Source organism: Segatella intestinalis, assembly GCF_029348455.1.
In the GTDB taxonomy this organism is placed as follows: Bacteria; Bacteroidota; Bacteroidia; order Bacteroidales; family Bacteroidaceae; genus Prevotella.
In genome coordinates this window covers 48,046-68,831 of record NZ_JARJVV010000002.1, presented here as the reverse complement: position 1 = coordinate 68,831, position 20,786 = coordinate 48,046, and the positions used below count along the sequence as shown (strand labels likewise).

Sequence of the window (20,786 nt, the reverse complement as noted above, 5' to 3'; positions counted from 1 at the left end):
ACAATACCATGCATACTTGGAACATAAGTGATTTGTTTTGCATAAAATGATTTTTTAAGTTTATATTAGTTTATTGTTGTATTTACGAACGTATTTAGCAGTGTGGCTTTTTCTCCTACCAGACTAAAAGAGGGGTTTCAGACCTTCCCATTTCACATCCCAGTTGCCATCTTGTGGGAAACCAGGATTGGGATGAACACTTCCGTCCCAGCCTGCACACATCATAGCTACAGCCATCAGGTAACCTCCATTGCCAGGAAGATAGATGCGAAGACGACCATCTTGATAGTTATGACCACTTACCAAATAGGTATTCTTCTGCTGTTTCATCAGCAAGGCTCCTACCGCATTCTCGGGCTCTCCCATGCGGGCGGCTCCCATAGCCATCATCGGATAATCCCATCCCCAGGATGTCTCCCACTTCCAGTTCTTCCAAATCCACTGTTCTGTCTTCTTCATCTTGGCAAAGTCGATTTGATGGCTGTTATATGGGAACAGACCTATCGCTCCCATCACTGCTGGGTGATCGCTGTACATCTTTTCATTCTTATAAGTATCAGGCTCGGTCTCTGCTGCGAGATACAGACTGTCCTTGGATGCCAATGGAGATATCTTCTGAATGACATCATCCCAATGTGCATTTCGCTCCTTGCCCAATCGCTCACGCCAGGTCTGTGCAATCTGAAGGGCACAACACCACTGACTCAACTCGAAAGGAGGATTGATGGTTGTTGCTGCTGGCAGAGTTTCCTGAGCTGCTATACAACCACGAAGGATATAGCGGTCGTTCTGCTTGTCATAATCAGCAAAGTCGCCCATAAACTCGGCGGTTTCATCGACCAAGCGTGCATATTTCTGCAAGAGTGCAGGTGTTGGGTTGGCACGATAGAGCAACTCTGCCAAATAAATAAGGTGAGGCTGTTGCCAGATCAGGAAACTTCCCACTCCTGAAGGTGCCTCGCCTACCCAAGGATCGGTCATCTTCATCCAGCGCACTCCCTTGAAGCCCTGTCGCTCGGCTATCTTGCGGGCATTGGCTTCTGCCTTGATGTACCAGGAAAGTGAACGTTCCAACATCTCAGGGTGTCCCCACAAGGCAAACTGTGCCTGATGCCAGAGAATCATCTCCAAATGAAATTTGCCAAACCATGAATTATAGGTGAGTCCTGTCTCCTGTGGAGGTGTATCGCCTGCATCCTGAATGGCGAGCAGATACTGGCTCAATACTACACGACGCTCCATCTCCTTGGCACGGGGATCCTTGCAGTTGGAGAAGTCTGCCATACCACCTTTTTTCCAATAACCCATCCAGTATGCCTTGGCAGCGTCAGCTACTTCGGCAAAGGTCTTGTTAGCTGTGGATGTCTGCTCAGCATATTCGCAGGTAAGTTTCAGGTCAGAAGACTTGGCTTGCAACTGATAGAAGTTCTTGCCTTTCTGCTTTAATTTAGCAGCGCCTTGCCATCTTAACATCACAAAATATACGGTTTCATCGATTATTCTCTTTAAAACTGCAGAGTTGGATGTTTGAGCAACAAGTGTCGTGGAATGCGACTTATCTTTAGTCCAGTCGCAGGCATCATCGCAATGTCCACCAGTAGGATAAGCGAAGCGTACATCCACAGCGATGGTTCCCTTAGACTGAATATGGGTAGCTATCATATCGAGAACAGGGTCGCAGGTTGTTTCCACTTGGTATGCCTTACCTTTATATATAAAACTGCTCTTGATCATACCTTCCCACATATTCAGTGTCTGGTCTATCTGCTTGATCTGCTTAGGATCTGCACCCAGAGACAATCCCAATGTACCCAAATGCAGACGATGAGGGTTTACGCGATACCAGTCGCCAGCAGCCTTGGCTCGTTTGTTGTCCTTTACCTGTGTGGCATAAGGTTCCTTACGGCCTCTTCCAAAATCATAATAACGCCAGCTTTCCTCTGGTTGATAATTCTCAGGATTGGCAAAAGAATGCCAGCCCCAGTCGCTCATGGTTCCCAATGGAACACCGTGAGAATAGGACTTAGGGAAAGACTGAAGACCTGTACCATCTACTGTCATGGCAAAACCACCATTACCTACAGAGAGCGAGTTGAGCGAATCCATTGTTGTAACATGTGGATTGTTACGCTCTACCACCTTCTTTCTGTCGATGGGTTGCTGAGCCATAGAGCTCAATGCAAACAACAGGCAAATACTTAAGATTAATTTTTTCATTTGTTTTTAGCTATTTTTCGATGGCAAAATTAGTGCTTTTCACATATTATAGCTATACAAAATTGTACACTATCATATATTTCTATTCTATCAGATGTATTTTTATATTCTTTGAAGAATAAAGTTCTGTTTATTAAATGAACAGTCATGCTTTCTGTATCAGTATATATAATAAGGTATTCAAGTTTCGCAAGTGGTTTAAGTACGGGCTGATGGCCCAAAAGTTCCAGAAGCAGCACGCCCTGAAGGGGCAGCAGCTCTTAGCCCAGGGCAACGCCCTGGGTATAATAGCAATCAGCAAGGCGCCCTGTAAGGGCAAAAGCTTTGTATATTGTCCGGTATTTTAAAGCTTTTGCCCTTACAGGGCGACAGATTTGCGTCCAAAACAACCCAGGGCGCTGCCCTGGGCTAAGAGCTTCTGCCCTTTCAGGGCGTGCCAACCGTACAGATCAAAAGCGTTTTGAGATTCTGTACTAAAACATCTGTGCCACACGCTTCACTCCTGCTACCAAGGCGTCAACCTCTTCCTTGGTATTATAGAGCGCAAAGCTGGCTCGAACGGTTCCTAAGATGCCATAACGGTCCATCAGAGGCTGAGCACAATGATGACCTGTACGAACTGCAATGCCAAGACGGTCGAGAAGTGTGCCCATATCCATGTGATGAATATCGTCTACAAGGAAACTTACCACAGCATCCTTGCCTTCTTGCTCTCCAAAAAGTCTGATTCCATCGATGGTTCGCATCTGTTCCATACAGTAGCGTGTAAGTTCTTTCTCGTGCTGGGCAATATTGTCCATACCAAGAGCCGACACATAATCGATGGCTTTGGCCAAACCATGAGTAGCCACATAATCGGGAGTTCCTGCCTCAAACTTGAAGGGCAACTTCTCGAATGTGGTCTTTTCGAAGCTCACACTCTCTATCATCTCGCCACCTCCCTGGTAAGGAGGCATACGGTCAAGCCATTCTTCCTTGCCGTAGAGCACGCCGATACCTGTAGGTCCATATATCTTATGACCACTGAAAGCAAAGAACTCGCAATCCAAATCCTGTACATCGACCTTGAAATGAGGTGTGCTCTGAGCTCCATCCACCATCACGGGCACATCATGCTCATGAGCTATCTTGATCATCTCTTTCACAGGATTCACCGTACCGAGCACATTGCTTACCTGGGTAATACTGACAATCTTGGTACGTTCGTTGAACAAACTGGCGAATTCATCGATGTTTATCTCTCCTTTTTCGTTAATAGGGATAACACGGATGGCAATGCCTTTCTTGGCTGCCTGCAACTGCCAAGGCACAATATTGGAATGGTGCTCCATAGTAGAGATGATGACCTCGTCGCCCTCGCTCATAAACTCATCACAGAAAGAGGAGACAACGAGATTCAGACTCTCGGTAGTACCACGGGTAAAGATGATTTCCTCTACTTTGGGAGCATTGATAAACTTGCGTACTGTCTCGCGGGCAGCCTCATGAAGATCTGTAGCCTGCTGAGAAAGGTAATGCACACCTCTATGCACATTGGCATTGACGTTAAGATATTCGTCACGCATAGCATCAAGCACACATAAAGGCTTCTGTGTAGTAGCAGCATTATCGAGATAAACCAAAGGCTTGTCGTACACCGTTCTCGAAAGTATCGGGAAATCGGCTCTTACTTTGTTAATATCATACATATTTTTAAGGAGTTAAGAAGTTAAGGAGTTAAAGAAGTTAAGACATCGGTAAATCTGTTTTCAAAAGGAATCTCAAACAATATAACAATTGTCTTAACTCCTTTAACTTCTTAACTCCTTTAACTACATAATTATCTACTTGCAAAGCTTGCATCCCTCGCACTTATTGAGTTCACCACGGAATCGCTTCTCTACGAGATGATGCAGACGGTCGCGCAATGGCTCCAGCTCCATCTTGTCGATGACTTCGTTGATAAATGCAAACTGAAGGAGCAACTTAGCCTCCTCACGGCTTACACCGCGCTGCTGCATATAGAACAAGGCAGCATCGTTGAGCTGACCAACAGTACTACCGTGTGCACACTTCACATCATCGGCATATATCTCCAACATAGGCTGGGTGAACATACGGGCAGTCTTGGTGGCACAAAGATTCTGATTAGTTTCCTGAGATATTGTCTTCTGGGCACCATGACGTACCAACACACGACCAGCAAAGGCTCCTCGGGCCTCACCATCAAGCACATATTTATAAAGTTCATTGCTGGTACAATGTCCCACCTGATGATCAATGAGTGTATTGTTATCCACCACCTGATTCTTATCGGCAATGACACAACCATTGCAGAAACATTCTGCTCCCTCGCCCTTGAACACCAAGTCGAGACGGTTGCGGGTGATACCATTATGAAGGGTTATCACATTATGGTTCACACGGCTGTTGGCCTGCTGCTCTATATAAACATTGCTGACACGACGGTTCTTGTAATGAGTCTCCTCAAGACAATAAAGATCAAGACTCGCATTCTCGCCTACAAAAGCCTCAATAACCTGTGTGGCAAGGAAATTCTTGTCGTCAGCTGCATGGTCGCAGAAAAGGAACTTTGCCTCAGCACCCTGCTCCAAGACGATGAGAACACGACGATTCACCATCAGGTCGACATCCGAGCGAAGAATATTGATGACCTGCACAGTACGCTCCACCTTTACATTCTTGGGCACATAGATGAACAAGCCATCCTGAGCCAAGACTGTATTCAGGGCAGTAATGCCATCCTCGTCTGTTTTGGCAATCTTAGCATAGTATTTCCCGATGAATTCAGGGTTTTCTGCAGCAATCTTGCTCAAAGAATCCACGATAACGCCCTCTGGAAGTTCTACCTTTGGAAGAGCTTTGTTATAGAAAGCATCATTAACCACGAAGTATAGCGAAGTACTGAGATTGGGCACATCACAACGGAAAGCCTGATAAGGGTCTACAGGAATCTCCAGTCGATTCAGGTTCAAGCCATAGTCGGGCTCGAAGATGGCACTCATATCTGTGTACTTGTATCTCTCCACCTTGCGAGAAGGAAAGCCCAGACGACGGAAGTCCTCAAAAGCTGCATCGCGCACAGCATTGAGCACCTCGGCACTGTTCTTCTTGATCATTCTCGACGAAGACTGATACAAGTCTAAATATTGTTTTTCTGAATGCATAATATTCAATTTATAATTAATAAACAACAATGAATAAACAGAGGCTTGCCTTTCATGGCAAAGCCTGTTATGATTGAGACATTATCATTTATTCTTTTTCATCTACCTCAGCCTTGATCCAGTCGTAGCCACGAGCCTCAATCTCCTTGGCAAGTTCAGGACCGGCAGTCTTCACGATTCTACCTTTATAGAGTACGTGAACCACACTTGGCTTAATCATATCGAGCAGACGCTCGTAGTGAGTGATGACGATGGCAGAAGTCTTGTCGGTATGCATCTTGTTCACGCCATCAGCCACAATACGCATCGCATCTACATCGAGACCAGAGTCTGTCTCATCAAGGATAGAGAGCTTTGGCTCCAACATTGCCATCTGGAAAATCTCATTGCGCTTCTTCTCTCCACCAGAGAAACCTTCGTTTACAGAACGGCGAGCCAACTTGCTGTCAAGTTCTACCAACTCACGCTTCTCGCGCATCAGTTTCATAAACTCACTTGTATTCAAAGGCTCCAAACCCTGATACTCGCGCTTGGCATTGATGGCAGCACGCATGAAGTTGGTCATAGATACGCCAGGAATCTCTACTGGATATTGGAAAGAAAGGAACAAACCTTCGCGGGCACGGTCCTCTGGCTTCATATCCAGCAGGTTCTTGCCGTTGAAGATAGCCTCACCCTCAGTTACTGTATAAAGAGGGTTGCCTGTGAGCACAGCACTCAAGGTTGACTTACCAGAACCGTTAGGTCCCATAATCGCATGTATCTCGCCGTCATTAATAGTCAGGTTGATACCTTTCAATATTTCTTTGCCTGCAATAGTTGCATGCAGATTCTTTACCTCTAACATAATTTTAGTCAATTTTTATTGATTTCATCGAGAATTATGATGATTATCCTACGGTTCCTTCGAGTGAAACACTCAGGAGTTTCTGTGCCTCAACGGCAAACTCCATAGGCAACTTGTTGAGCACATCCTTGGCATAACCATTTACGATCAGGCCGACTGCCTCCTCAGTTGGAATGCCGCGCTGATTGCAATAGAAGAGCTGGTCTTCCGAAATCTTCGAGGTGGTTGCCTCATGCTCGAACACAGCGGTATCGTTTTGCGCATCCATATATGGGAAAGTATGTGCTCCACAATCACTGCCCAACAACAATGAGTCGCAAGAACTGTAGTTACGGGCATTGTCGGCATTAGCTGTGGCACGTACCAGACCACGATAAGAGTTCTGGCTATGTCCTGCCGAGATACCTTTCGATATAATGGTACTCTTGGTATTCTTACCCATATGAATCATCTTGGTACCTGTATCGGCCTCCTGATAATTGTTGGTAACAGCCACACTGTAAAACTCAGCAACAGAGTTGTCGCCACGCAGGACACAGGAAGGATACTTCCAGGTAATGGCGGAGCCCGTCTCTACCTGAGTCCAACTCAACTTTGAGTTGACACCACGCAAGTCGCCTCGCTTGGTCACGAGATTCAAGACTCCACCCTTTCCATGTTCATCACCAGGATACCAGTTCTGAACGGTAGAATACTTCACCTCGGCATTGTCCTTAACGATAATCTCGACAATAGCTGCATGGAGCTGGTTCTCATCACGCATAGGTGCTGTACATCCCTCTAAGTAAGAAACGTAGGCATCGTCGTCGGCAATAATCAATGTACGCTCAAACTGACCTGTATTGCGGGCATTAATGCGGAAATAGCTGCTCAACTCCATAGGACAGCGAACACCCTTTGGAATATAGACAAAGGAACCGTCACTGAACACACAGCTGTTCAAGGCTGCATAGAAGTTGTCTCGATATGGCACTACTGTTCCCAAATACTCTTTCACCAAATCGGGATGTTCCTTGATGGCCTCACCAATACTGCAGAAAATAACGCCCTTCTCTCGAAGCTTCTCCTTGAATGTTGTCTTCACCGACACGGAGTCCATGATGGCGTCTACTGCGGTTCCACTCAGAGCCAAGCGCTCCTCCAGAGGAATGCCAAGCTTGTCGAATGTCTTCTCCAACTCAGGGTCTATCTCCTTGTTCTTAGGCTTCTTAGCCAATGGGTCGGCATAGTAAGATATCTCCTGATAGTTGACAGGTGGCACATGTACATGTCCCCACTTTGGTTCCCTAAGTGTCTTCCAGTAATGGTAGGCTTTCAGACGAAATTCGAGCATCCATTCGGGCTCTCCTTTCTTCTGAGAGATAAGGCGCACAACATCCTCGTTGAGTCCTTTCTCTATGATTTCAGTATGCACGTCGGTGGTAAAGCCATACTCATATTTCTGGTCTATCACGTCCTTGACAACCTGATTTTGTTCTTTCTCTTTCTCTGCCATTGTTATTCAGAATAACCTTTCGTTATTTTAACCATAAATAGGGATAAACCTCTTGAGGCTCATCCCTACCTTTTATATTATATATATGATAGAGCGAAAGGAAAGGTGATTTGACCGAAACTACGTTTCTTACTCCTCATTTCCAATTCTTCGCTCCTCATTCACTCTTCACCTGATTAAAGCTTCTGTTCTACCTCGATCTCTGTGAAGGTCTCGATCACGTCACCTTCCTGAATATCGTTGTAGTTGACAAGGCTCAAACCGCACTCCATACCGGTAACCACCTCCTTCACATCATCCTTATAACGCTTCAAGGCTCCGATATCTGCTGTACGAATCACGATACCGTCACGGATAACACGGGCTTTATCCTTGGCATGTACCTTACCCTCGGTAACGAGACCACCAGCAATAGTACCCACCTTAGAAATCTTGAAGGTCTGCTTAACCTCAACCTGACCGGTAACGATTTCCTTCTTCACCTTGTCGAGCATACCAACCATCGCGCTCTTGATATCGTCGATAGCATCATAGATGATGGAGTAAGTGTTGATTTCCACACCCTCACGGTCGGCAGCCTTGCGTGCATCAGCAGAAGGACGAACCTGGAAACCAACGATGACAGCATCTGAAGCAGAAGCCAGCATGACGTCGTTCTCAGAAATCTGACCCACAGCCTTGTTGACAACGTTCACCTGAACCTTCTCGGTAGAAAGTTTGATGAATGAGTCGCTCAAAGCCTCAACAGAACCGTCGGTATCACCCTTCACAATGACATTCAACTCATGGAATTCACCACGTGCGATACGGTGAGAGATATCACCAAGAGTCAAGCGCTTCTGAGTACGCAAGCCCTGCTCACGCTGCAACTGCTCACGCTTATTGGCTATCTCGCGAGCCTCCTGTTCAGTCTCGATAACATGGAACTGATCACCGGCAGTAGGAGCACCATTCAAACCGAGGATGATAGCTGGCTCTGCAGGAGCAGCCGACTTGATGTTGGCATTACGCTCATTGAACATCGCCTTCACACGACCCCAAGAAGTACCGGCAAGAACAATATCACCAACCTTCAAGGTACCATTGGCAACCAATACGGTAGATACATATCCACGTCCCTTGTCGAGAGAAGACTCGATGATGGTACCTGTGGCACGACGGTTAGGGTTAGCCTTCAAGTCGAGCATATCAGCCTCGAGGAGTACCTTGTCGAGCAAATCGTGAACACCGATACCCTTCTTGGCACTGATTTCCTGACACTGGTACTTACCACCCCACTCCTCAACGAGCAGGTTCATGTTAGCCAAGTCCTCACGAATACGGTCTGGGTTGGCACCTGGCTTATCAATCTTGTTGATAGCAAATACCATTGGCACACCTGCAGCCTGAGCATGGGCGATAGCCTCCTTGGTAGTAGGCATCACAGAGTCGTCGGCTGCGATGATGATGATGGCGATATCGGTGGCCTGAGCACCACGGGCACGCATGGCGGTGAACGCCTCGTGACCTGGAGTATCAAGGAATGTCACCTTGCGACCACTTTTCAGGGTCACACTGTAAGCACCGATATGCTGGGTAATACCACCCGCCTCACCGGCAATCACATTGGTATTGCGGATGTAGTCGAGCAAAGAAGTCTTACCATGGTCTACGTGACCCATCACAGTTACGATTGGAGCACGTGGAACCAAATCGTTCTCATCATCCACTTCCTCGCTGACAGCTTCCTGAACCTCAGCGCTGACATATTCGGTCTTGAAGCCGAACTCCTCAGCCACCATATTGATGGTCTCTGCATCCAGACGCTGGTTGATAGATACCATGATTCCAACACCCATCAAGGTAGAGATAACCTGAGTAACGCTGATATCCATCATCGTAGCCAATTCGCTTACGGTCACGAACTCTGTAAGTTTCAGTATCTTACTCTCCTTCTGCTCCTGACGAACCTGGTCCTGAAGTTTCTCCTGCACAGCCTCGCGCTTTTCCTTACGGTACTTAGCACCCTTCTTGTTCTGGCTCTTGCTTGTAAGACGGGCAAGGGTTTCCTTTACCTGGCGTGCTACAGCCTCGTCATCGACCTCTATCTGACGCTGGTTATTGCCCTTGTTGTTATTGTTCTTATTCTTGTTTTTATTCTTTTTCTTGCCGCCACCATTGTTGTTATTGTTCTGGTTGCCGCCATTGTTATTGTTGTTCTTGCCGTTATTGCCCTGCGAAGACTCGGCATTGATGTCTACGCGCTCCTTATTGATGCGCACACGCTTCTTACGCTCGCTATGCTGCTGGGCAAACTTGTCCTCACGCTCCTTACGGCGCTCCTCCTTGGTCTTCTTCTTAGGACGAGTGCTCTGATTAAGGGTAGAAAGGTCTATCTTGCCGAGCACCTTAGGCTCATTGGCAGCAAACTTCTGCTCGCTCTTCAGTGTGAAGACCGTATTGGTTGCAGCTGACTGAGCTGCTACAGGCTGACTGGCAGCCTTTTCTTCCTTAGCTTCAGGCTTGCTTTCCTTCACCTCAGGCTTACTTTCCTTAGCTTCTGGCTTGTTGACAGGCTTGACTTCCACCTTTTCAGACTTATTTTCCGCCTTAACTTCTGGCTGCTTGGCAACAGACTCTACATCAGACTTCTGAGTTTTTTCTACTACAGGAGCTGTCTCAACAGGCTTTTCCTCCTTCTTAGGAGCATTGTTTACTGGCGCAGGACTGACGGCAGCAGTCTCTGTTTCCTTCGCCTCTGTCTTTTTAGGAGCAGCAGACTGAGCAGCATTTGCCTTGCCGATTTGGTCCAGGTCAATCTTGCCCAGCGGCTTAAACTGCTGCTGGCGGCTTGACTCGAGGATGCTTTCGGCGCGGTTGTCCTTAGGCTCTGGTGCACGCTTCTTCTCTTTGGTCTTCTTAGTGAAGAGCTTTTCTGCCTGATTACGAACTTCCTTATCCTGACTGAAGGCATCATTGAGCGCCTTATATTGTTCGTCGCTCAACTTGAAGTTCAGTTCGGCTTTCACCTCCCCTAATTCGTTTCTTTTTTCCAGGAATTCAACTGCCGTCTGAAGTCCTATGTTCAATTCACGTAGTGCTTTGTTTAATCTGATGCTCATATTTATACTTTATATCTCCTTCTTTTTTATTTATTAATTTTCGAACTCGGCACGCAATACTTTCAAGACACTGTCAACAGTTTCCTCTTCGAGGTCTGCCTTCTCAATCAGCATGTTGTGTGGAGCCTTCAGCACCTGCTTGGCAGTATCAAGACCAATACCCTTGATGGCATCAATCACCCACTGGTCAATTTCGTCAGAGAACTCGTCCAGATAGATATCCTCATCAGCATCTGCCTCATTGATTTCACGGAACACATCGATGGTGTACTCGGTGAGCATGGAAGCCAACTTGATGTTCATACCACCACGACCAATAGCCAAACTAACCTCCTCTGGCTGCAAATACACCTCTGCCTTGTGATTTTCCTCGTCGATATTGACAGAGGTAATCTGGGCAGGAGCCAACGCACGCTGGATGAAGAGCTTGATGTTGCTTGAGTAATTGATAACGTCGAGGTTCTCGTTGCAAAGCTCGCGCACGATACCATGTACACGGCTTCCCTTTACACCGACACAGGCTCCCACTGGGTCTATGCGCTCATCAAAAGACTCTACTGCTATCTTGGCACGCTCGCCAGGCATACGTGCTATGCGACGGATGGCAATAAGACCATCATTAATCTCAGGCACTTCGGCCTCGAGGAGTCGCTGCAAGAAGATGGGAGCTGTACGGCTGAGGATTATCTTTGGATTGTTGTTCTCGTTGTCCACTCTCAGGATGACGGCACGCACGGTCTCACCTTTACGATATACGTCGGCAGGAATCTGCTCTGACTTAGGCAGGATCAACTCATTGTTCTCATCGTCTACAATGAGCACTTCGCGCTTCCATACCTGATATACCTCACCAGAGATAACCTGACCCACACGGTCCTTGTACTTGTTGTACAATGAGTCATGCTCCAGCTCGAGAATCTTGGATGCCAATGTCTGACGAAGGTTCAGGATGGCACGACGGCCAAACTTATTGAAATCAACCTTCTCGCTCACATCCTCGCCAACCTCGTAGTCAGCCTGGATCTTGCGTGCCTCAGCCAATGGGATCTCTTTGTTCTCATCCTCCACCTCGCCATCTGCTACAACCACACGGTTGCGGTAGATTTCGAAGTCACCCTTGTCTGGGTTTACGATGACGTCGAAGTTTTCATCACTACCGAAAATCTTGGCAAGCACATTGCGGAAGCTTTCCTCCAACACGCTCACCAATGTAGTACGGTCGATATTCTTGGTTTCTTTAAACTCGCGGAATGTATCAATCATACTCGCAGTTTCTTCTTGCATTTTCTTTACTGCCATAGCTTATTTGAAACTTATTACGTATTTTGTATATTTTACCTTATCCATCTGATAGGTATGCAGCACGTCCTGCTTCACAGGGCGCTTCTTGCCTTCTACCTTTACTTTCTCCTCAACACTCACACTGAAGTCGTTGCCATCTACAGAATTCAGAATGCCCTTCACCTTCTTGCCATCAGCATCGAGCACCTCCACCTCCTTACCGATGAAGTTGACGTACTGCTGTGGTACCTTGAAAGGCTGTCCAAGTCCTGCTGAACCAACTTCCAGCTCATAGTCCTCCTCATCACGATTCAAGTGGTCCTCTATAAATCTGCTCAGGGCCACACAGTCCTCTATCCACACACCATCGGCATGATCTATTTCAACGACAATCTTGTCGTCAGGACTGATTTCAATGCTTACCAAGAAATATTCCTTGTCTTGGAGCCATTCGTCAACTAATTTTTTTACGACGTTTTTATCTATCATATATTTCTTATTAAAATAAAATGAGGAACTCTTTGTGAGCCCCTCATTCCACTGAACGTTGCAAAATTACGATTTTTTTTGGTTCTGACCAAAGTTTTTTGAATATTTTATTCTACAACATGCACATTTTTAATCATTTGTGTACCTTTTCGCCCTCTTTTTCGCTGGGCCTCAGGAGTTTTTTATATTCTTCGGGTGTATTGAGTAATCTGACAGCTTCCTTCACCTGCTTGTCATAACGTAAGGAATTTCTGATAGCTCCACCCTGATAATAGTAGGCTGCCACAATATCATTTTCGAGCAAGCGCTTGATGTACTGCTTGTTATAGTCGAGATCCTTGGCCACATTGTGACTCAGTTTCTTGGCAAGGGCATCGAATTCTGGCTTCGCATCATCATAATAACCTTCAAAACGGGCCAGTTTCATCAGATCTTTCAGATACTTCTCCGTCTCTCTGTCATACTTGAAGTCGGCTTTCAGTACACGAGCCTTAAACTCCTCGTAATCAGCATCGGTAAGAGCAAAATCCTTGGCCGGAGCTATCGTAGGATGCTTGGCAATATAATCCACCTCGTAGTTGAGCATCAGCTCGTTACTGTCGCGTGCTCCTGCCAGATAGTAAGCGATATTGGGCAGCGAGTCGGGCTTCACCTCTACATCCGGCTTCACGCCACCACCATCACGTACCTCACGTCCTCCTGCTGTATAGAACACCTTGGTAAGCGAATCGGGCACATGCTCCACATATCCACCCTTGGCATGCTTGTAGTTGAGAGCCTGCACACATCGCCCGCTGGGAATGTAATACTTGCTCGTGGTAAGTTTCATCTGTCCATTGTAAGGCAAATCCATCGTAGCCTGAACAAGTCCCTTTCCATACGTGCGCGTACCTAATATAATAGCACGATCATAATCCTGCAAGCTTCCACTCAATATCTCGGCTGCGCTGGCAGTATTTCCGCTCACAAGCACCACGATAGGCATCAGCGTATCAATAGGCTCCACCGTGGTTTTGTATTCATTGTTGGCACGCTGCAGCTTACCCTTCATCGTTAGCACGACCTTATCCTTGGGCAAGAACATATTCACAATGCTCACCGCCTCGCTTACAGAGCCTCCGCCATTGTTACGCAAGTCGAAGACAAGTTTCTTGGCTCCCTGCTTCTTCAAGTCGATAAAAGCACGGCGCACATCCTTGGCACACTGGTCGGTAAAGGAGTTGAAATTAATATAACCTATTCCACCGTCCAACAACCCATAATAAGGAAGAAATGGCATCTGTATGGTGCGTCGGGTGAGCTTCACCTTCATCACCTTGCCCGTACTTGGACGCTTCACCTTAAGAATAAACGACGTGCCGGGCTCTCCGCGAAGGCGATCGCTCACATAGCTCACCTCCTTGCCCTTCATCGTAGAGTCGTTAATACTCAGAATGATGTCACCCTTCTTAAGTCCTGCCTCCTGGGCTGGCATTCCCTCGTAAGGCTCGTTGATAACCGTATAACCCAACTGATAGTTGTATCTCACTACCGAACCTATACCAGCATACTTGCCCGTAAGCATATTCTTGAGTTCCTTCACTTCCGACTCTGGATAATACTCCGTGTACGGATCAAGGCTTCGCAACATGGCATTGATGCCGTTGCCTATCACCTCATCAGCATCGAGTGTATCCACATACATCATATCCAAATTCTTATAGATAGACGTAAAGACATCCATATTCTTAGCTACCACAAAGTCGTGATTTTTCTCCTTTTGTGCCCATGCAGGCATGGCGAGCACCATGGCGAGCACCATTACATATAATTTATTTATCATCTCGTTTATTTATTTCTAAAAACTACACTATGCGTTGAAGTACGCCTTTCGCCTACAAAAATACTCATTTATATCCTAAAAAGAAGCCTAAATCACAAAAAAATGATGTTTTTTTACTGAAAATTCATTTTTTTCTGAAAAAAATTTGGTGGAATAAAAAAAAGTCACTACCTTTGCAACCGCAAATGAGAAATCATTTACCTCTAATGCTTCAATAGCTCAGTTGGTTAGAGCACCTGACTGTTAATCAGGGGGTCGTTGGTTCAAGCCCATCTTGAAGCGCATCAAGCAAAGCCTTGCAAGTCATAAACTTGCGAGGCTTTATTGTTTTTATACATTTCTAAGTTGCGCCCTACTTTGACTTGAAGCCTTATCAAATAAGAATCGATTCCCCCTAAAAAGAAAAAACTTTCGTTTGTGGAAACAGGAGTTTACATCCCAATCTCTCACAAACGAAAGTATGCTAAAACAATAACGATAGTCTATACTAAACACTATCTACAGCTTGCGCTTAATTCCCTTGTCACCGACAACATATACCTTATCCTCATCTATCAGGACAGCCCTGCCACGCTGATGGTTGTAGTTATCCAGATTGTCGACATTCACGGCAATGACTTTTCCCTTATAGAAACGCTTGATGTCCTTGAATATCGTATGACCGACATAGATTCTGTCCACATCGTAACGCTGAAGCACCATATTGAGAGAATCGCTTGACAAAGGCGACCATTTCTTGGTCTTCAGCACCAAGCCACGATACCAAATGGGGCCACGGTTGCCATAAAGGAACTTACAGAACTCAGAATGAGCCTTGCGCTGTTTGCTCTTCATAAAGAGCACACTGCTGATAGTGTCGTTGACCACAGGGATACTCAAGTTACGATCATAGAACTCTTTACTGATTCCTGCATGGACAAACAGGTTGCGGCCAATCACCTGCATCGCATTACGTGTGGCAAGCCATCTGCCCAGCTCAGTATTCGAACCGAAGAGATGGCGATAAGAAATTCCCAGGGTGTCGGCAAGCATCTTATATTTAGGCTTGGCGTAACGCATATCGCCAGCCAACTCCATAGGCTCGTGATTGCCCAACAACACAGAAACACGACCGCCACACTCGGCAGCCTCGGCCTCAAGTTTGTAGAAGAGCCAGAAAATCTGAGGCACATCATAACCTCGGTCGAAGATGTCGCCAATAACCACCAGCTGATTGTCGCCATAAGCCCAGCGTAACTGGCTGTCAATAATACCATTGGCCTTCAGCAAGCTGACAACCAAGTTGAGTCTGCCATGAGGATCGGACATCACAAAGGTTTTCCTTGCCTGACTCTGCTTCCATGGCTGACGAGCTATAGGATGCAGACGTACAGAGAAAGGGTATTTCCCCTCATGGTCAGCCACATGCAGAGTAAAATCCTTTGGCAAGACTGCATAGACAGTATCTTTCACCTCGCCATTCTCAGTTACCGAGATAACTCTTACACTACCGTCAGTCTGATAGACCACATAGGGACCATCGCACGACAATTTCTTGTCGTCGGCATGTTCCTTAGCCGAAATGGTGATGCTGAACATCGTCAGCATCACCATCATCATTACCAATAAAAACTTATTGCTTTTGTTCATTTCCTTTATTTACTTTTACCTGTTCAAGGATTATTCTCCGTAACCAGGATTATTCTGCAAGTGACTAACATTGCGTTCTGCCAATGGCAGAGGAAGTACTATCTTGTAGAAATTGTCTTCTCCCTCGCCTATGGTCATAAAATCCTTGCCACAAGTATGCTTGGTCTTGCTCAAAGTGCTGTTGCTCTCTTCCACACGCACCACCTTCTTGCCATTTCTCAGCAGGTCGAACATACGATGTCCTTCACCCACCAACTCCTTGCGACGCTCATCAAGCACCTGGTCGACAGTAACCGTAGAAGATGCATCGACCGATTTGGCCGGATTGGCTCTGCTGACGATAGCACCAAGATAGTGTACAGCCTCAGCATTATGGTCGCTGCCTGCTGCTGTCAACTTGGCTGCAGCCTCAGCTGCATTGAGATAGGCTTCAGAGAGACGAATCAAAGGAATGTTGGCATCCTCAACGCCCTCACCTTGCTGTGGCTGATACTTGTTGACATATCCACGTCCATAAACAGATGAAGAATAACCTTGAGCCTTGGTAGCCACATTGATAATCTTCAGACGAACATCATCGTTGTCTTTCTTGAGGAAATTGTAGAACGATTTTGTGACACAACCGTCATAATATCCATTGGGAGAATAGAGATAACCTAAACTTTCCTTTCCTGGAGAATCGGTAGTAAGGTTGACTATCTCGAAGAGCACCTCGCCCTTATTGGTAGAAGCTTCACTCACATCGTTCGACCATGCTGTGGGATACTCTGCGTTGGTCCACAGCTGATATTGATGACTTTCAGCACCCTCTATGGCAGCTTTGGCTGCATTAAGAGCCTTCTCGTTGTCACCATGATAGAGATACACACGACTCAGGAGAGTCAGGGCAGCCCACTTGTTGATCTTACCCTTATTGAACTTCTCGCCAAGCAAATTGATACTTGCCTCCAAGTCATTAATAATCTGTTCGTAACATTGAGCCACCGTACTGCGCTGAGGCATATAGTCCTTATCCACCACATCTGTTACGATGCTGGCACCCAGAGAGGCACCATTGTCATAGGTATAGGGATAACCATAAAGTTTGGTCAAGTCGAAAAGCGACATACCACGGAGGGCAAGTGTCTGACCCTTATAGTCGTTCATGGTCTGCTTGTCGGCATCCGCAACCTCAATTTTATCAATATTGGTCAAAATCACATTACAGTTCTGAATAATACTATATGGATAAGCCCAATAAGAAGAAGGCGCATTACTCTTGGTAAAGCCATAAAGGTAAGCGGATGCAGTACGCTTGGTAGAGCTGACAGCCTGCATGTCGTCGCCAGTCATATCGCCATAATACACCAATCGACCAGAATAGGCATAAGGAGACTGCATGGTACTATATATACCGTTCAGAGTGGCGTCAACCTCAGACTTTGAGGTAACCTTAGTAGGCACAGATGTTGATGGATCAAGATCGAGCCAGTCATTGCCACACGAAGACATGCTTATAGCAACGATTCCCATCATTACATATTTATATATCTTGTTCATAATCATTCATTTTTAGAAATTAACATTCAAACCGAAAGTAACTGTCTTGAGTGGTGGGGTGGCCTGTGTGGCACTGCCGTTAACCACAGACTCCGGATCATAATAATCCCAGGCTGCCCATGTCCACAGGTTATTGGCAGACATATAGATACGGGCATTGCTCAAGCCTACAGAAGAGAGCCACTGCTTTGGCAAGGTGAAGCCAAGGGTAAAGGTCTTCAGACGCAGGAAGTCGGTGCTGTGCAGACGACGGCTGTTGGTAATCTTGTGCATTGCCACACGGGAACTCTTCTCATAGAACTGCTCATACTTGGTGACATCGCCAGGCTTCTTCCAACTGTCAGCATAATATGTTGGGATGTTGGCCTCCATATCATAGCCACCATGCTCGGTCTTCTGAGCCCAGGTGTCGTACGACCAACCACCAAACTGATAGTTGAAGAGGAAGCTCAAGTCGAACCACTTATAGCGGAAGCTATTATAGAGACCACCAGTAACATTAGGCTCTGCATGCTTGTCGAGCATAATCGACTTTGCCTCGCTTGCATTCTCGGTGATTTCCTTGTTATAGGATCCATCCTCCAGCAAGTCGTTCTTATAGAACTGTGGATTACCATTCTCGGGGTTGATGCCGGCAAATTCTATCATATAGAAGGTACGATAAGAATGACCTATCTTGTGAATCTGTGTACCACTCACTATCTCTGTCTGATCGCCATCGAGGTTGACAACCTTATTGGTGTTGTGCGAAAGATTGAATGTGGTCTTCCACTCAAAGTCCTTGGTCTTGAAATTGGTAGAGTTGATTTCCAATTCCACACCCTGATTTCTCAACTGTCCTACGTTCATCAAGTAAGAGCTGAAACCTGTGGTCATAGACACCGGACTGTCCATGAGAAGGTTCTTGGTGTTACGCAGATAATACTCCAAGGTAACGTTCACACGATTGAAGAGCGAGAAGTCGAGACCTAAATTCAGGTTATAGTTGGTTTCCCACTTCAGGTTGTCATTGGCAAGCTGCGAGATGATGATGGCAGGCTGCTCATTGTAGCCGTCGCTCAGACTGCTCAATGCCATATAACCATAATAGTCGGAAGGCAAAGTACCATTCACACCATAAGATGCACGAAGCTTCAGATCGGTAAGCCAGTCAGATACTGGTTTCATGAAGTCCTCGTCGATGATACGCCATGCACCAGATACCGACCAGAAGTTACCCCAACGATGAGAACGCTGCAAACGAGAGCTGCCGTCTACACGATAGCTGAGTCCGAGGAAGTACTTGTTGTCGTAATCATAGTTCACACGTCCAATATAGGAAACCATACGGGTACGGTTATTGGAACCGCCTACCGACTCCGTCTTCTTACCATTAGAGATATCGTTCTTATCAGGAGTGGCGAAGTTGGTAGCATACCCAGACAAATAGTCGCGATACTGATCGTCAATCTCATAACCTAAAAGCTCATCGAGATGATGTACGTTTGCAATAGTATGCTTATAGGTAAGCTGGTTGCCCCACATCATTTTGCGACGCTCATAGAACTTCTTTGACATACCACCGTTGATATCATCACCATTTGAGGTACGTGGGTCAGCCCAATCTTTTCCCTTTGTCGTGATATAGTCATAACTGAAGGTGGTCTTGAACTTCAAGTCCTTGATAAACTTATACTGACCATAAATGGTATTGAAAGTACGGGTGACATACTCACGCTGAGAATCATATTCATTGGCAAGTGCCGGGTTGCGGTCGCCGATACGAATCAGTGCGCGGTTCCATGTACCATCCTCGTTATATACAGGATCAGATGGTGTCACTGCACTTCTCGAAGAATAGAAAGGAGAAGTATAGGTGAATCCCTCGCTGTAAACATCCTGGTTGACACTTGAGAAGAGGATATTGGCACCAAGAGTCAACTTATTGGTGGCCTTGTAGTCCACATTCAGTCTGCCAGAAAGACGCTCCAGACCAGAACGTTGTGTGATACCCTCCTGCTTGAGATAACTCAGTGAAGAATAATATTTGAACTTGTCTGTTCCGCCAGACAGAGATGCCTCATACTGCTGATGACTACCTTTCTTGAAAAGCACATCGTCCCAATCTACAAATCCACACCATGGCACGGGTGCATAAGTATCGATGTTCTCGTCGGCATAGGCCTTGGCATCCTCTTCACTCTCACCGTCACGAAGCGCACCCGCATAGAGACCATTATAGATATAGTCGCGGCGCTGCTGGCCACTCATTACCGGGCGATACTCCATGGCGAAGTCAGAGAATCCCCAGTCTGCCTGCAGAGAAACCTTAGGCTTGCCCTGCTGTCCCTGCTTGGTAGTAATAATGATGACACCATTGGCTGCACGCGAACCATAAAGTGATGCAGCGGCAGCATCTTTGATGACGGTAATACTCTGGATATCATTGGTATTGATGGTCGACATAATGTCGAGACCAGAATCAGAATCTAGCGAACTGATATTGCCACTGATCATAGGCACACCATCAATTACATAAAGCGGTGTGTTGGCGGCATTGATAGAGCCCATACCTCGGATATTGATACTTGAAGAGGCACCTGGCTGACCAGAGGCTGATGTAAACTGCACACCAGTGGCATTACCCTGGAGCATATCCTGGAAAGATACCGAAGGAACATCGGCTATCTTGTCGGCCTTCACATTTGCCGCAGAACCGGCATAAGCTGATTTCTTAAAAGTACCATAACCTGTCACAATCACTTCGTCCATCATCTGAGTGTCTTCAGTAAGACTGATAGTAAGGGCACCATCCAGAGAGGAAACCTTTACTTCCTTCTTCTGATAACCCACGTATGAAACCACCAATGTTACAGGAAGTTTGCTTACCGACAGCGAGAACTTACCGTCGATGTCTGTTACTGTACCTTGAGAACTACCTTTTAACATAATGCTTGCACCAACAATCGTTTCCTGTGTGTTTGCATCGATAATTACTCCACTAACTGTCTCTCTCTGTTGAACTGAATAGCTTGTTGCTGAATAAATAGCCTGGGGCATTACAATGCCCAACAAACAAAGCAACAGCATTCTGTTAATGAAGGAAGCACTAAACCTGATGCTTCCAGCAGAATGTAGATACTGCTTCTTCATAAAATAGTAATAAAAATTAAACTCTAATACGCTTTATCAAGTGCAAAAGTACAAAAAATGTTATAAA

13 protein-coding genes and 1 tRNA gene are annotated in these 20,786 nt (G+C 46.2%); 2 read left to right on the top strand and 12 right to left on the bottom strand.

The features are described 5' to 3' along the window. Positions 1-123: 123 nt before the first annotated feature. Positions 124-2,217: a hypothetical protein gene (locus tag P3T48_RS01425; protein ID WP_276505341.1), complete on the bottom strand. Its 2,094-nt coding sequence runs from the start codon at positions 2,215-2,217 to the stop codon at positions 124-126. Positions 2,218-2,354: 137 nt separating this feature from the next. Here P3T48_RS01425 and P3T48_RS01420 point away from each other — a divergent pair, with 137 nt between their 5' ends. After that, a complete protein-coding gene (locus P3T48_RS01420; protein ID WP_276505340.1) occupies positions 2,355-2,564 on the top strand; it encodes a hypothetical protein in 210 nt (69 codons plus the stop codon). Positions 2,565-2,690: 126 nt separating this feature from the next. On the opposite strand, the gene P3T48_RS01415 is transcribed toward P3T48_RS01420, so the two are convergent. The 8 genes from P3T48_RS01415 to P3T48_RS01380 all read right to left on the bottom strand — a co-directional run bounded on the left by P3T48_RS01415 (position 2,691) and on the right by P3T48_RS01380 (position 14,398). Continuing rightward, positions 2,691-3,905, bottom strand: coding sequence for an aminotransferase class V-fold PLP-dependent enzyme (locus P3T48_RS01415; RefSeq protein ID WP_276505339.1), 1,215 nt, complete (start codon positions 3,903-3,905; stop codon positions 2,691-2,693). 135 nt (positions 3,906-4,040) lie between these two features. Further along, positions 4,041-5,384, bottom strand: a complete 1,344-nt coding sequence (sufD, locus tag P3T48_RS01410; protein ID WP_276505338.1) for a Fe-S cluster assembly protein SufD — start codon at positions 5,382-5,384, stop codon at positions 4,041-4,043. 88 nt (positions 5,385-5,472) lie between these two features. Next, entirely contained in the window at positions 5,473-6,231 is a 759-nt protein-coding gene (gene sufC, locus P3T48_RS01405) for a Fe-S cluster assembly ATPase SufC (RefSeq protein WP_217757062.1), read from the bottom strand. Positions 6,232-6,274: 43 nt separating this feature from the next. Then, on the bottom strand, positions 6,275-7,726 hold the full coding sequence (sufB, locus tag P3T48_RS01400; RefSeq protein ID WP_022253184.1) for a Fe-S cluster assembly protein SufB: 1,452 nt from the start codon (positions 7,724-7,726) through the stop codon (positions 6,275-6,277). A 176-nt stretch (positions 7,727-7,902) separates the two neighbouring features. Beyond that, complete coding sequence (infB, locus tag P3T48_RS01395; RefSeq protein ID WP_276505337.1) at positions 7,903-10,827, bottom strand: translation initiation factor IF-2; 2,925 nt, start codon at positions 10,825-10,827, stop codon at positions 7,903-7,905. Positions 10,828-10,860: 33 nt separating this feature from the next. Further along, entirely contained in the window at positions 10,861-12,126 is a 1,266-nt protein-coding gene (gene nusA / locus P3T48_RS01390) for a transcription termination factor NusA (RefSeq protein ID WP_276505336.1), read from the bottom strand. 3 nt (positions 12,127-12,129) lie between these two features. Then, on the bottom strand, positions 12,130-12,597 hold the full coding sequence (gene rimP, locus P3T48_RS01385; protein ID WP_158462248.1) for a ribosome assembly cofactor RimP: 468 nt from the start codon (positions 12,595-12,597) through the stop codon (positions 12,130-12,132). Between the two features lie 133 nt (positions 12,598-12,730). Beyond that, the gene (locus tag P3T48_RS01380) at positions 12,731-14,398 is read right to left on the bottom strand and encodes a S41 family peptidase (protein WP_158462249.1); all 1,668 of its coding nucleotides are present in this window, start codon (positions 14,396-14,398) and stop codon (positions 12,731-12,733) included. A 229-nt stretch (positions 14,399-14,627) separates the two neighbouring features. Here P3T48_RS01380 and P3T48_RS01375 point away from each other — a divergent pair. Further along, a tRNA-Asn gene (locus P3T48_RS01375) sits at positions 14,628-14,701 on the top strand. A 216-nt stretch (positions 14,702-14,917) separates the two neighbouring features. On the opposite strand, the gene P3T48_RS01370 is transcribed toward P3T48_RS01375, so the two are convergent. From P3T48_RS01370 to P3T48_RS01360, 3 genes are read right to left on the bottom strand one after another with little or no spacing between them, the layout of a single operon-like run. After that, positions 14,918-16,048, bottom strand: coding sequence for a metallophosphoesterase (locus P3T48_RS01370; protein WP_443217152.1), 1,131 nt, complete (start codon positions 16,046-16,048; stop codon positions 14,918-14,920). A gap of 30 nt (positions 16,049-16,078) precedes the next feature. Next, positions 16,079-17,587 (bottom strand): RagB/SusD family nutrient uptake outer membrane protein, encoded by a 1,509-nt coding sequence (locus P3T48_RS01365; protein WP_276505335.1) that lies wholly within the window; start codon positions 17,585-17,587, stop codon positions 16,079-16,081. 12 nt (positions 17,588-17,599) lie between these two features. Beyond that, positions 17,600-20,626, bottom strand: coding sequence for a SusC/RagA family TonB-linked outer membrane protein (locus P3T48_RS01360; RefSeq protein WP_276505456.1), 3,027 nt, complete (start codon positions 20,624-20,626; stop codon positions 17,600-17,602). Positions 20,627-20,786 lie beyond the last annotated feature (160 nt).

Bases quoted from the DNA above. Each gene is read 5' to 3' on its own strand.
- P3T48_RS01425 (WP_276505341.1), bottom strand. From the start codon at position 2,217: ATGAAAAAATTAATCTTAAGTATTTGCCTGTTGTTTGCATTGAGCTCT.
- P3T48_RS01420 (WP_276505340.1), top strand. From the start codon at position 2,355: ATGAACAGTCATGCTTTCTGTATCAGTATATATAATAAGGTATTCAAG.
- P3T48_RS01415 (WP_276505339.1), bottom strand. From the start codon at position 3,905: ATGTATGATATTAACAAAGTAAGAGCCGATTTCCCGATACTTTCGAGA.
- sufD (WP_276505338.1), bottom strand. From the start codon at position 5,384: ATGCATTCAGAAAAACAATATTTAGACTTGTATCAGTCTTCGTCGAGA.
- sufC (WP_217757062.1), bottom strand. From the start codon at position 6,231: ATGTTAGAGGTAAAGAATCTGCATGCAACTATTGCAGGCAAAGAAATA.
- sufB (WP_022253184.1), bottom strand. From the start codon at position 7,726: ATGGCAGAGAAAGAGAAAGAACAAAATCAGGTTGTCAAGGACGTGATA.
- infB (WP_276505337.1), bottom strand. From the start codon at position 10,827: ATGAGCATCAGATTAAACAAAGCACTACGTGAATTGAACATAGGACTT.
- nusA (WP_276505336.1), bottom strand. From the start codon at position 12,126: ATGGCAGTAAAGAAAATGCAAGAAGAAACTGCGAGTATGATTGATACA.
- rimP (WP_158462248.1), bottom strand. From the start codon at position 12,597: ATGATAGATAAAAACGTCGTAAAAAAATTAGTTGACGAATGGCTCCAA.
- P3T48_RS01380 (WP_158462249.1), bottom strand. From the start codon at position 14,398: ATGGTGCTCGCCATGGTGCTCGCCATGCCTGCATGGGCACAAAAGGAG.
- P3T48_RS01370 (WP_443217152.1), bottom strand. From the start codon at position 16,048: ATGAACAAAAGCAATAAGTTTTTATTGGTAATGATGATGGTGATGCTG.
- P3T48_RS01365 (WP_276505335.1), bottom strand. From the start codon at position 17,587: ATGAACAAGATATATAAATATGTAATGATGGGAATCGTTGCTATAAGC.
- P3T48_RS01360 (WP_276505456.1), bottom strand. From the start codon at position 20,626: ATGCCCCAGGCTATTTATTCAGCAACAAGCTATTCAGTTCAACAGAGA.